Source organism: Brachybacterium horti (genome assembly GCF_054777615.1).
The window spans coordinates 1-12,856 of the sequence record NZ_BAAHAM010000004.1; the positions used below are offsets into that span (position 1 = coordinate 1).

At 73.4% G+C, this 12,856-nt stretch carries 8 protein-coding genes and 1 pseudogene; 6 read left to right on the top strand and 3 right to left on the bottom strand.

Annotation, left to right across the window (positions count from 1 at the left end; genetic code table 11):
• On the top strand, positions 1 to 262 hold a 262-nt coding region (locus ACYVAP_RS12905; protein WP_498860940.1), incomplete at its 5' end, for a hypothetical protein.
• 190 nt (positions 263 to 452) lie between these two features.
• On the opposite strand, the gene ACYVAP_RS12910 is transcribed toward ACYVAP_RS12905, so the two are convergent.
• From ACYVAP_RS12910 to glsA, 3 genes are read right to left on the bottom strand one after another with little or no spacing between them, the layout of a single operon-like run.
• Positions 453 to 2,267 carry a glycosyltransferase family 2 protein gene (locus ACYVAP_RS12910; RefSeq protein WP_498860941.1) on the bottom strand — a complete coding sequence of 605 codons (1,815 nt, stop codon included), beginning with the start codon at positions 2,265 to 2,267 and terminating at the stop codon, positions 453 to 455.
• The gene (locus ACYVAP_RS12915; protein WP_498860942.1) at positions 2,264 to 3,094 is read right to left on the bottom strand and encodes a DUF5926 family protein; all 831 of its coding nucleotides are present in this window, start codon (positions 3,092 to 3,094) and stop codon (positions 2,264 to 2,266) included. Before ACYVAP_RS12915 ends, ACYVAP_RS12910 begins: the two co-directional genes overlap by 4 nt.
• A gap of 10 nt (positions 3,095 to 3,104) precedes the next feature.
• Positions 3,105 to 4,175, bottom strand: a complete 1,071-nt coding sequence (gene glsA, locus ACYVAP_RS12920) for a glutaminase A (protein WP_498860943.1) — start codon at positions 4,173 to 4,175, stop codon at positions 3,105 to 3,107.
• A gap of 61 nt (positions 4,176 to 4,236) precedes the next feature.
• Between glsA and ACYVAP_RS12925 the strand changes: the two genes are divergently transcribed.
• The 5 genes and pseudogenes from ACYVAP_RS12925 to ocd all read left to right on the top strand — a co-directional run bounded on the left by ACYVAP_RS12925 (position 4,237) and on the right by ocd (position 12,667).
• Positions 4,237 to 7,020, top strand: a complete 2,784-nt coding sequence (locus ACYVAP_RS12925) for an FAD-binding and (Fe-S)-binding domain-containing protein (protein WP_498860944.1) — start codon at positions 4,237 to 4,239, stop codon at positions 7,018 to 7,020.
• Positions 7,021 to 7,239: 219 nt separating this feature from the next.
• Entirely contained in the window at positions 7,240 to 8,610 is a 1,371-nt protein-coding gene (locus ACYVAP_RS12930; RefSeq protein ID WP_498860945.1) for a helix-turn-helix domain-containing protein, read from the top strand.
• 135 nt (positions 8,611 to 8,745) lie between these two features.
• Positions 8,746 to 10,268 (top strand): annotated as a pseudogene (gene exaC / locus ACYVAP_RS12935) (acetaldehyde dehydrogenase ExaC).
• A 189-nt stretch (positions 10,269 to 10,457) separates the two neighbouring features.
• The gene (gene adhP / locus ACYVAP_RS12940; protein ID WP_498860946.1) at positions 10,458 to 11,480 is read left to right on the top strand and encodes a zinc-dependent alcohol dehydrogenase; all 1,023 of its coding nucleotides are present in this window, start codon (positions 10,458 to 10,460) and stop codon (positions 11,478 to 11,480) included.
• Positions 11,481 to 11,638: 158 nt separating this feature from the next.
• Positions 11,639 to 12,667 carry an ornithine cyclodeaminase gene (ocd, locus tag ACYVAP_RS12945; protein ID WP_137768890.1) on the top strand — a complete coding sequence of 343 codons (1,029 nt, stop codon included), beginning with the start codon at positions 11,639 to 11,641 and terminating at the stop codon, positions 12,665 to 12,667.
• Positions 12,668 to 12,856 lie beyond the last annotated feature (189 nt).

The window sequence follows — 12,856 nt, forward strand, 5'->3', positions numbered from 1 at the left end:
CATGAAAAACTATAAACCTGACAAAAAAACAAACAACCAGCATGTAACTGCTAATCATCCGTATATTCTGCCAATCAAATATTGGCATCAACAAATAGACACGCTATTGAGATATCAAGCAACACGCGCACTCAGTATCAGAACCCTTCCGAGTTCCTCGCTCCGAGGCAACCCCTATAACTTAGGGGATCCGGTTCTCCATGTCAATTCGGTGCGGTGTGAACCGCGCCTCATCAGTTCTGAAGTTATCCGAAGCGCCTGATGGGAGTCGATTTCGCGTTCCGCCACTGCTGGCTTTCCCGCTGTCCCGATCTCCCGGGCACGAGGAAGAACATTACGTGGATCCCCGGGCCCGGTCAACTCGAGAGGCCCCTTTTCGGAGTGGCCTCGGCCACTTTCCCGCCCCGAGCGACATCACCGCAGGTCAGAGGCGGATCCAGCCCTCGAATCGCTCAGCGGGACGGGCGATCTCGGTCCCCGCCCTCGGACGGGGCGCTGTTCTGGGCGTCCACCGCCTCATGGACCACGAGGGAGGTGTACTCGTCCGCCGCGAGGGAGTCGCGCAGCGCCTCGGGGATCCGGGGCTCCGGCGATCCCAGGTGGGACGCGATGATCACCGCGTGGATCGGCGCGAACGGCCCGGTCACCGGGGCGGCGTGCAGCCGGGTGGCCAGAGCGTCGAGATCCACCCCCGCCAGATAGGCGATGTCGTCGGTGTCGAAGAGCCCCTCGACAGGGAGACCCCTCAGCGCGCGGTCCAGCGCCTCGATGTCCGTGTCCTCCAGGCGGATCACGTCGCCCTCCGAGAACTCGCCGTCCACCGGGAGCGCGGCGAGGCGCTCCCTGAGACCGGTGGGGCGCACCCAGGCGGTCCCGCCCGTCGTCCCCGCGCGCCGGCCGGCGCCGGCCGCGGCGGTGCCGCTCGGGCTCGAGGAGGACGGTGCCGGGCCCGGGGCAGGGAGAGCAGCGGGTGCGAGAGCATCAGCGGCCGCAGGTGCAGGTGCAGGCTCGGATGCGGTGACCTCAGCGGTGTCGGGATCCGCGTCCAGGGAGTGAGTTGGCGCCGGGGGCTGCTCCTCCCCCTCCTCGGCGATCGCTGCTGCCTGATCGGCGCGCGCGTCGGTCCGCTCGTCCTCGCCCTCCCCGAGCGCGTCGGCCTCCTCGCCGTCGGCCACGTCGGACGCGCCGGTGTGCTCATCCATGACCGTCTCGACGGCGCGGGGCCCGGGGCGTGACGCGGCGGGAGGGGCGAGAGAGCTCGGGGCCTCGGCGTCCTCCGTCATGGCCGTGCCGGGTGCCGTCGGTCCGAGGGGCGCCACGGACCCCTCGGGGTCGTCCTGCGCGGTGAGGGCACGAGCCTCGACCGCGGACGGCTCGGGAGAGGTGCCGTCCTCGACGACGGCGCCGTCGGCCTCCTCCCCCGAGATCTCCGGGGACAGGCGCCGACGCGCGGCGAGGGCGCGCACCACGTCCCGGAGCTGGGCGGCGCGGTGCAGCTGCCCGCGCAGGTCCTTGCCGGTCGCCCGATGGTGGAGGTCGCAGGGGATCTCCTTCACCCAGAACCCCGCGGTGACCGCGTCGATGCTGAGCCCGGTCTCCACGCCCCACCCGCCGGCGAGGGGCTGCACGGCCTCCCATGCCTCGCGGGTGATGCAGCGGGTGCCGGAGAGCGGCTGCTGCGGCTCCCATCCGGTGGCCCGGCGGATCCCGTTGCGGCTCGTGCGCACCACGATCCCCATGCCGGAGGCGCCCACCTGCGGGGGGAGCAGTGCGATCGCCATGTCCACCCCCGTCACGAGCACGGCGTCCACGAGGGGCTGCGCGGCGGAGGCGGAGGCCCCCATGTCCGCGTCGAGGAAGAGCAGCGCCCGCGGCACGGGAGCGTCGTCGGCCTCGTCGTCGACGATGACCGGCAGCGGGCCCGTGTGGCCGGCGACCCGGGGCTCGGCGTGGATCTCCTCGGTGAAGTCCGCACCGCCGTCGGCCGTCGCGGCCGCCTCCCGCAGGGCCACGAGCTGAGCGCCCGTCCCCATCGCGGCGGCCTTGCCCCGGTTCACCCGGTGGCGGACGACGACCGCGCCCGCGCCCATGGCGATCGCGGCGGTCGAGTCGGTGGAGCCGTCGTCGACGACGACCACGAGGTCGACGCCCACGAGCGTGCGCGCCGCGTCGATCGTCGCCTCGATCCGCTCCGCCTCGTTCTTGGCGGGGATCACCACGGCGACCCGCTCGGGACGGTTCGCCGCGAGCGGCCCCGCGGTGCTCATCGCAGGGTCACCTGCCGCGCGACGATGCCGCCGCGGGCGCGCCGCTCGGCGGGCGTGAGCGGGTCCGTGCTCGCGAGCGCCTCCTCGAAGCGGGAGCGGAAGGCCTCCGCCTCCGCGGCGACGCCGGCGGCCCCGTAGCCCTTGGGCAGGTCCCACACGGGGATCGTCATGCCCTCCGCGCGGAAGGAGCCCACGTACTTCGTGCCCTCGCCGATCGCGGACTCGCGCCGCGCGTGCAGGCGGGTGACGGCGTCGATGACGCGGTCCTCATCCGCGTCGAGCACCCAGCGGAGGTGCTCCTTCGCCCCGGCGTCCACCCAGAACGCGGACGGGAGGCCCTCCACCGCGGCGGTCGCCATGATCGACTCGTTCGCGTGCTGCAGCGAGTGCTCGATCTCCGCGGTGCGCTCGGCACCCGGGTCCAGCCAGAAGTCGAAGGTGTCGTGCACGGCCAGCTCGCCGATCGAGGCGGGGTCCAGCAGGTCCTGCAGCCGCGGGGACTCCGCCGTCACCTCGACGGCGGTGACCGGGGTGCCGGGATCGAAGGCCAGCGCGGAGGCGAGCGCCTGCCCGATCCCGCGGGAGAGGTCCCCTCCCGGGTAGCTCGCCTGGACGCCGACGATGACGGAGCCGTCGGAGCGGCGCACCGCGGGCCAGGCCATCGGCAGGATCGTCGCGAGCACGACGGGGACGTCCCCGTGCTCGGCGGTGGTGCGCGCCGGGGCGGTCGCGGCGGGCACCAGCTGGCGCATGGCCACCAGGTCCCGCTCGTTCGGCAGCCCCTCGAAGGGGCGTCGGACCAGGTCGTTGCTCGCGGCAGAACTCATGGACGGGAGTCTAGCGATCGTCCCCGTGCTCGACGTGCGCCGCCCGGATCAGATCGGCGGCGCGCCCGTGGAGGTCCCCCGGGGGCACGCCGTCCAGGAGGTGCAGGGCGAAGTCCGCGCTGAACCGCTCGAAGAAGAGGGTGCCGCGCACCGAGTTCCCGTGGAGGTCCAGCTGCGGGGCGTAGCTCGCGACGCCGAAGCGGGAGGGCAGCGCCGCGATGATCCCGCCGCCCACGCCGGACTTCGCGGGCAGGCCGACGTCGCTCACCCAGTCCCCCGCGTTGTCGTACATGCCGCAGGTCATCATCACGGAGAGCACCTGCCGCGCCGCGACGCGGGAGAAGACGCGCTCCCCCGTGAGCGGGTTCGTGCCGCCCGAGGCGAGGGTCGCGGCCATCACCGCGAGGTCCGTGACGGTGGTGAGCACGGCGCAGCCCTCGACGTAGCCGCCCACGACCTCCGCGGCGTCCTCCTCCATCGAGCCCGCTGCGCGCAGCATGTAGGCGAGCGCGAGGTTGCGGTCCGCGGTGCCGAGCTCCTCCTCGAAGGTCTCGCGGTGCAGCTCGAGCGGGTGCCCGGCCGCGGCGTCGAGCACGGCGCGCAGGCGCTGGGTGCGCTCGGACTGCTCGGCGCCGAGCATCGCGTGGGTGCGGATCGCGCCGATGTTCACGAGCGGGTTCTTGGGCTTCTTCGTGTGCGGGTCCAGGCTGAGGGCGTTGAACTCCTCCCCCGTGGGCTCCTCGTCCACGACGGAGTCCACGTGCTCCATGCCGTGGAGGTCGATCGCGGCGCCGTAGGCGAACGCCTTCGAGATCGACTGCACGGGGAAGGCGTGGTCGCGGCCGTTCCCGGCGTCGAGGATCTCCCCGTCGATCCCGCACAGGGCGACGCCGACGTGGTCCTCGCGGGCGCCGGAGAGGCGGGACAGCTCGGGGATCTCGCCGGCCACCTCCGCGGAGCCGATGATGCCGCGGTCCAGCAGCACCGCGTCCTGCGGGGCGGCGTCGTCGGTCTCCGTGCAGGCGGCCGCGGAGAGCTCGGTGGTCAGGCGGTCGAGGTAGATGCTCAGTGCGCTGGTCACGCCCCGACCGTACCGGTTCGCCGCGGAGGAGGGGCGGGCCGCGCGGGGATAGCGTGGGTGCATGAGCCCCGCACCGTCGCTGGACACCTCGACCGTCACCCGCCATGCGCTCTCCCACGACGCCTCCCACTACCTGCTGCTGCCCGCGGCGGTCGCGGTGCCCCGGGACGAGGCGGAGGTCGCGGCGCTGCTCGCGCGGATGGTGCAGGAGCGTCGCCCGGTGACCTTCCGCTCCGGCGGGACGAGCCTCTCCGGGCAGGCGCAGACCTCCTCGGTGCTCGCCGATGTGCGCCGCGGATTCCGCGGGGTCGAGGTGCTCGAGGGCGGCGCCCGGGTGCGGGTGGGACCGGGGGCGACGCTGCGCGAGGTCAATGCGCGGCTCGCCCCGCACGGACGGCGCCTGGGGCCGGACCCGGCCTCGGAGGCGGCGTGCACGATCGGCGGGATCATCGCGAACAACTCCTCCGGCATGGCCGCCGGCATCACGGAGAACACGTACCGCACCCTCGAGTCGCTGCGCTGCGTGCTCCCCTCCGGCACGGTGCTGGACACCTCCGACCCCCGCGCCGACGCCCTCCTGCGCGAGGCGGAGCCCGGTTTCCACGCGGGCCTCGACGCGCTCGCGGCGCGCGTGCGGGCGGATCCGGAGGCGGTGCGCGTGATCCGCGAGCGCTTCGCCCTGAAGAACACGATGGGCTACGGGATCAACGCGCTGCTCGACTTCGACGGGCCCGCCCAGATGCTCGCCCACCTCGTCATCGGCTCCGAGGGGACCCTCGCCTTCGTCTCCTCAGCGGTCTTCCGGACGGTCGCCGTGCCCGCGCACACGGCGACCGGGCTGCTCGTGCTGCCGGACCTGCGCCGCGCGACGGCCGCGCTGCCCGCCCTCACCGAGCAGGGCTTCGCGACCGTCGAGCTGCTCGACGCGCGCTCGCTCGAGGTCGCCCGCGCCCTCCCGGGTGCCCCGCAGGAGATCACCGCGCTCGACGTGCGCGGTCATGCGGCGCTGCTGCTCGAGCAGCGCGCCGACGACCCCGCGGAGCTCACGGAGCGCGTCGAGCGGGCCGAGCAGCTCGCCCGCGGGCTCGACCCCGCCGCCGGCTTCGCCATGACCACCGATCCCCACCGGCGCTCCGCCCTGTGGACGGCCCGCAAGGGCCTGTACGCGGCGCTCGCCGGGGCCCGGCCCGCCGGCTCCACCGCCCTGCTCGAGGACGTCGCGGTGCCGGTGCCGGCCCTCGAGGCGACCTGCGCGGGCCTGCAGGATCTCTTCACCCGCCACGGCTACGACGGCGCCGTGATCTTCGGCCACGCGAAGGACGGCAACATCCACTTCCTGCTCGACGAGCACCTGGACCGCGGGGACCGGCTCGAGGCCTTCACCGAGGACATGGTCGAGCTGGTGCTGGACCACGGCGGGAACCTCAAGGCCGAGCACGGCACGGGACGCGTGATGGCGCCCTTCGTGGAGCGGCAGTACGGCCCCGCGCTGCACGCCGTGATGCGGGAGATCAAGGCGCTCGTGGACCCGGAGGGGATCCTCAACCCCGGCGTGGTGCTCACCGACGACCCCCGGGCCCACATGCGGGATCTCAAGCCCGTGGTCGAGGTCGAGGAGGAGGTGGACCGCTGCGTGGAGTGCGGGTACTGCGAGCCCGTGTGCCCCAGCCGCGACCTCACCCTCACACCGCGGCAGCGGATCGTGCTGCGCCGCGACCTGCGCGCCGCGGAGCGCTCCGGGGACGAGGGCACCGCCCGGGCGATCCGCGAGGCCTACCCGTACGAGGGCCTCGCGACCTGCGCGGCGGACGGCATGTGCCAGGGCGCCTGCCCCGTGGGCATCAACACCGGGGACCTCGTGCGTCGCCTGCGCGCCGAGGAGGCCGGCCGGCTCGAGGGCGCGGCCTGGGCCGCCGCGGCCGGGAGCTGGGACACGGTCACCCGCGGGGCCTCCCTCGCGATGGGTGCGGCCGGGGCGCTGCCCCGCGCACTCCCCGCCGCGGCCACCGGGGCGGCGCGGGCGCTGCTCGGCGCGGACCGCGTGCCCGCCTACACGGCGGAGCTCCCCCGCCGGGGCGGGGCGGTGCGGCGGGGCGGGGGGCGGGGCCGCGCCTCCGCCGTGACCGCGGCCGTGCACCTCCCCGCCTGTGTCCACACGATGTTCGGCTCCGGGAGCACCGGGGGCACGGCCGGCGCCGGGGCCCCCGGGGCGCTCGCGGTGCTCGCGGAGCGGGCCGGGGTGCGTCTCGCCGTCCCCGACGACGCCGCCTCCCTGTGCTGCGGGACGCCGTTCTCCTCGAAGGGCATGACCGCGGCGAAGGAGCGCATGCACGAGCACCTGCGCCGCAGCCTGCGCACAGCGACGCAGGACGGAGCGCTGCCGGTCGTCGTCGACGCCGCGAGCTGCACCGAGGGTGTGCTCGGCGCCCTCGAGAGCCTGCACCGCGAGGGCGTGGACGTCGAGGTGATCGACGCCGTGACCTTCGCCCGCCGTCACCTCCTCCCCCGCCTCGAGATCCGCGGCCGCGTGCCCTCGGTGACCGTGCACCCCACGTGCTCGACGACCGCGCTCGGCGCGACCGAGGACCTCGTCGCCCTCGCCGAGGCCGCGGCGGAGGAGGTCGTCGTGCCCGTCGCCTGGGGATGCTGCGCCTACGCCGGGGACCGCGGCATGCTGCACCCCGAGCTCACCGCCTCCGCGACCGCCGCGGAGGCCGCCGAGGTCGCCGCCCGCCCCACCGCGGCGTACGTGAGCGCGAACCGCACCTGCGAGCTGGGCATGCACGCCGCGACCGGGCAGGAGTACCGCCACGTGCTCGAGCTGCTCGCGGAGGTCACCGCATGATCACCGCGCGCGGGGCCTCGCCCCTCGCGCGTCCTCTCCCCCGCCTCCCCGTCGGTGCCGGGCACCGTTGCCCTCCCCCGTCGCCGCGGGTACCGTCGGACCATTCCCGGCACGACGGACGACGAGGTGGATCGTGACCGACCGAGCACGGCTCGCGGGCGCCTGCGCGCGCGGGTCAGACCGCCGCGACCACGGCGGCATCGGCGACCGAGGAGCGCGATGACCGCCTCCCCGGTCCCGCCCACCGAGCGCGCCTACCAGCAGCAGGTGCTGCGCGCCCACGAGGACCTGCGCTCCGCGCTCGATCCCGCACGGGGCACGCTCGGCGCCGTCCGCGCGCCCGTGCTCGAGAGCTGGGTGCGCTCGATCGCGAGCCTCGCCGCCCGGGGCGCCGCGGCCGTCGACCCGGCGGTCGTGGACGACGATCTCGAGGAGCTGCGGCGCGAGCACCTCTTCGCCCGCGTGCTGCCGCTGCTGCGCGACCGGCTCATCGACCCCGCGGTCTCCGCCGGGCTCGTGGTCGCCCTCGGCGATGCGGGCGGCCGCCTGCTGTGGGTCGAGGGCCAGCGGCCGATGCTCGCCCGCGCCGAGCGGATGGGCTTCGCCCCCGGCGTGGACTGGTCCGAGCGGGCGATGGGCACCTCCGCCCCCGCCCTCGCCCTCTCCACGAGCACGGCCGCGCAGGTCGTCGGCGCGGAGCACTGGGTCGAGGCGGTCCATCCCTGGAGCTGCTCCGCGGTGCCCGTCCTCCACCCGCTCACCCGGCAGACCCTCGGGGTCATCGACGTCACCGGCGGCGAGGACGCCGTCGCACCGCTCGTGCTGCCCCTGCTCGCCTCCGCCGCCCGCGCCGCGGAGGAGGAGCTGCGCTCCCTGCTCGCCGAGGAGTCCGCGGGCGGAAGAAGCTCCGGATCCCCCGCGCCGACGGCCGCCTCCCCCCGGTCCTTCCCGATCGTCTCGCCCCGGCCCGCTGCTGAGGCGTCCCCCGCCGCGCGGCTGCTCGTGCTCGGCTGCCGCACGCCCCTGCTCGTCGTCGGCGGGGAGCAGGTGGAGCTGAGCGGAAGGCACGCGGAGCTGCTCACGCTCCTGCACCGGGCCGGCGACGGCCTGAGCGGCGGGGAGATCGCCCAGGACCTCCACGACTCCGGCGCTGCCGAGGGGACCGTGCGCGCGGAGCTCGTGCGCCTGCGCAAGGTGCTCGCCGCGCTGCCCGGCCCCGAGGCCTCCCGGCCCGGCCTCGCCTCCCGGCCCTACCGCCTCACGGGCGGGATCACGAGCGACCTCCACGAGGCGCGGGAGGCGATCACCCGCGGCGACGTGGACCAGGTGCTCGCGAGCTACCGCGGCGCGCTGCTGCCCTCCTCCGACGCCCCCGCGATCCGTGACCTGCGGGAGCGCACGGCCGCGCTCGTGCACCAGCTGCTCATGGACAACGGCAGCTGGGACCAGCTGTGGAGGTACTCGCAGCTCCCCGAGGCCCGGGAGGGCGAGGACGTGCTCATGGCGGTGCTGTCCCTCGCCCCGTCGGACGCCCCCGAGCGTGCGGAGGCCGTGGTGCGGCTCGAGGAGCTGCGCGGCACCGGCCTCTGAGCACCGCAGCGGCCGCGCAACGTCGCCGCAACGTGACCCGGATTACAGTCGACGTACTCCGACGCCGCCGTCGGACCCCGATCGGTCCCCGGCGACGGAACGGACGGCAGTTACGTTCGCGACGAAGGGAACCTCATGACCGTCTATGCACGCCCCGGCACCGAGGGAGCGAAGGTCTCCTTCCGCTCCCGCTACGAGAACTACATCGGGGGCCAGTGGGTGCCGCCCACCAAGGGCGAGTACTTCCAGAACCCCACGCCGGTCACCGGCGAGGTCTTCACCGAGGTCGCCCGCTCGACCGCGGAGGACGTGGAGCTGGCGCTCGACGCCGCCCACGCCGCGGCCCCACCTGGAACACGACCTCCCCCGCCGAGCGCGCGGTGATCCTCAACAGGATCGCCGACCGCATCGAGGAGAACCTCGAGCACATCGCCGTCGCCGAGACCTGGGACAACGGCAAGCCCGTGCGGGAGACCCTCAACGCGGACATCCCGCTCGCGATCGACCACTTCCGCTACTTCGCCGGCGCGATCCGCGCCCAGGAGGGCGCGCTCTCCCAGATCGACGAGGACACGGTCGCCTACCACTTCCACGAGCCGCTCGGCGTGGTCGGCCAGATCATCCCGTGGAACTTCCCTATCCTCATGGCCGTCTGGAAGCTCGCCCCCGCCCTCGCGGCCGGCAACTGCGTGGTGCTCAAGCCCGCCGAGCAGACCCCCGCCTCGATCCTCGTGCTCTTCGAGCTCATCGGCGACCTGCTCCCCGAGGGCGTCGTCAACATCGTCAACGGGTTCGGCGTCGAGGCCGGCAAGCCGCTCGCCTCGAACAAGCGCATCGCGAAGATCGCCTTCACCGGTGAGACCACGACCGGCCGCCTGATCATGCAGTACGCGAGCCAGAACCTCATCCCGGTGACCCTCGAGCTGGGCGGCAAGAGCCCGAACCTCTTCTTCGAGGACGTCGCCGCGCAGAAGGACTCCTACTACGACAAGGCCCTCGAGGGCTTCGCGATGTTCTCCCTGAACCAGGGCGAGGTCTGCACCTGCCCCTCGCGCGCCCTCGTCCAGGACAGCATCTTCGACTCCTTCGTGGCCGACGGCCTCGAGCGGGTGAAGGCCACCAAGCAGGGCGACCCGCTGGACACCGACACGATGATCGGCGCGCAGGCGAGCAACGACCAGCTCGAGAAGATCCTGTCCTACATCGACATCGGCACCCAGGAGGGCGCGAAGCTGCTCACCGGCGGCGAGCGCGCCGACCTCGGCGGCGACCTCTCCGGCGGCTACTACGTGACCCCCACCGTGTTCGAGGGGGACAACTCGATGCGGATCTTCCAGGAGGAGATCTTCGGTCCCGTCCTCGCCCTGACCCGCTTCTCCGACTACGACGAGGCGATCTCGATCGCCAACGACACCCTCTACGGGCTCGGGTCGGGCGTGTGGAGCCGGCAGCAGAACACCATCTACCGCGCCGGGCGGGCCATCCAGGCCGGCCGCGTGTGGGTGAACAACTACCACTCCTATCCCGCGCACGCCGCGTTCGGCGGGTACAAGTCCTCGGGCATCGGCCGCGAGAACCACCTCATGATGCTCGACCACTACCAGCAGACGAAGAACCTCCTCGTCTCCTACTCGGAGCAGAAGCTCGGCTTCTTCTGAGCCGACCCCGAGCCCCGACGGGGGCGGCCGAGCCGCGCCGCCCGGCGCCCGCCCCGCCCCCGTCGGCAGCACCGCGGCGACCACCGTCGCGGAGTCCGACCGAAGACAGCACGAACGGTCCGCCGGCACCCTGCCGACGTCCCGCCCTCACCCCGCGCCCGATGACGGGCCGATCAAGGAGAGAGAACGATGACCAGCACCATGACCGCCGCCGTCGTCCACGAGTTCGGCAGCGAGCTCACCGTCGAGGACTACACCCTCCCCGAGCCCGGCCGCGGCCAGGCCCTCGTCAAGCTCATCGCCTCCGGCGTGTGCCACACCGACCTCCACGCCGCCGAGGGCGACTGGCCCGTGAAGCCCTCCCCGCCCTTCGTCCCCGGCCACGAGGGCGTGGGCGTCGTCGAGAAGATCGGCGAGGGCGTCGAGGACGTCGAGGTCGGCGACACGATCGGCAACGCCTGGCTGTGGAGCGCCTGCGGCGACTGCCAGTACTGCCGCACCGGCTGGGAGACGCTGTGCGAGCAGCAGGAGAACGGCGGCTACAGCGTCGACGGCTCCTTCGGCCAGTACATGCTCGTGGACACCAAGTTCGCGGCCCGCATCCCCGAGGGCGCGGACCCCTACGAGATCGCCCCCGTGCTGTGCGCCGGCGTCACCGTCTACAAGGGCCTCAAGCGCACCGAGGTACGCCCCGGCGAGTGGGTCGTCATCTCCGGGATCGGCGGCCTCGGCCACATCGCCGTGCAGTACGCGGTCGCGATGGGCATGCGCGTGATCGCAGTGGACATCGCCCAGGAGAAGCTCGACCTCGCCACGAAGCACGGCGCGGAGATCGTCGTCGACGCGTCGAGCGAGGACCCGGTCGCCGTCATCCAGGAGAAGGTGGGCGGCAGCCACGGCGTGCTCGTCACGGCCGTGCACCCCAAGGCGTTCGGCCAGGCGATCGGCATGACCCGCCGCGGCGGGACGATCGTCTTCAACGGCCTGCCCCCGGGCGACTTCCCCGCCCCGATCTTCGACATCGTGCTCAAGGGCCTCACGATCCGCGGCTCGATCGTCGGCACCCGTCAGGACCTCGCGGAGGCGATCGATTTCTACGCGGCCGGGAAGATCCACCCGACCTTCACCAAGCGCCCCCTCGAGGACATCAACCAGATCCTCGGCGAGATGAAGGAGGGCAAGATCGACGGCCGCGTGGTCATCGAGTACTGACCTCCCCGCCGGACCTTCCCCACGGACGGGCCCGGTCGCTCCCTCGGGGCGGCCGGGCCCGTCCGTGCGTTCCCTCGGCGGCGGCCGGTGCGGGGTCCTACGATGACGGCCAGGACTCCCTGCCGGCCCACGACCGGCCCGCCCCGGAGGTGAGGACGATGACCCAGCTGCTCGACGTGACGGGTGCGGCGCGATGGATCCGGCGCGACGGCGCGGAGCGGATCCTCACCCGCATGGCGCAGTACCTCGAGGCGGACTACCGGCGCTGGGAGAGCTTCGAGAAGATCCCGCGCATCGCGAGCCACACGCCGCTCGGCGTCATCGAGCTCATGCCCACCTCCGACGGCGAGACGTACTCCTTCAAGTACGTCAACGGCCACCCCTCGAACCCCGCCCGCGGCTTCCAGACCGTCACCGCGTTCGGCGCCCTGGCCGACGTCGACAACGGCTATCCCGTGTTCCTCGCGGAGATGACGCTGCTGACGGCGTTGCGCACGGCCGCGCTCTCCGCCCTCGCGGCCCGGTACCTGGCCCGCCCGGACTCCCGCGTGCTCGCCCTCGTGGGCGCCGGCTCGCAGTCCGAGTTCCAGGCCCTCGCGATGCGCGGACTGCTGGGGATCGAGGAGCTGCGCGTGGTCGACGTCGACCCGGCGGCCATGGCCAAGCTGCGCCGGAACCTCGAGCCGCTCGGTTTCCGGATCCACGACGCCGGAACGGTGGACGAGGCGGTCGACGGGGCGGACGTCATCACCACCTGCACCGCGGACAAGACCCGGGCGACGGTGCTGCGGGCGGACCAGGTGCGGCCCGGCGTGCACGTCAACGCGATCGGCGGCGACTGCCCCGGCAAGACCGAGCTCGAGGCCGCGCTCCTCGAGCGGGCCCGCGTGGTCGTCGAGTTCACCCCGCAGACCCGCATCGAGGGCGAGATCCAGCAGCTGGCGCCGGACTTCCCCGTGACCGAGCTGTGGGAGGTGCTCACGGGCGCCGCGCCGGGACGCCGCGACGCGGAGGAGATCACGGTGCTCGACTCGGTGGGCTTCGCCATCTCGGACTTCTCCGCGCTGCGCTGCGCACGCGACGCGACCGCGGGCACGGACCTGGAGGCCTCCGTGGACCTCGTGGCCGATCCCGACGACCCGAAGGATCTCTTCTCGCTCGTGGACGTGCTCGCGCCGGTCCCGTGAACCCCTTCCCGAGCTGAAAGTTCTTGCAAGTTCTGCCTGCACGGTTGAAGGTCGCTGCCGCAGCTCGTAGGTTCGTGGCGGGTCCCCTGCGCATCGATGCCCCGGGTGGCCTGCAAGATCCGCAAGAACCGCCCCGCCCCGGTACCGCCGCGCCCCCACGCGGCCCCCACCCACGCCCGCCGGCACCGG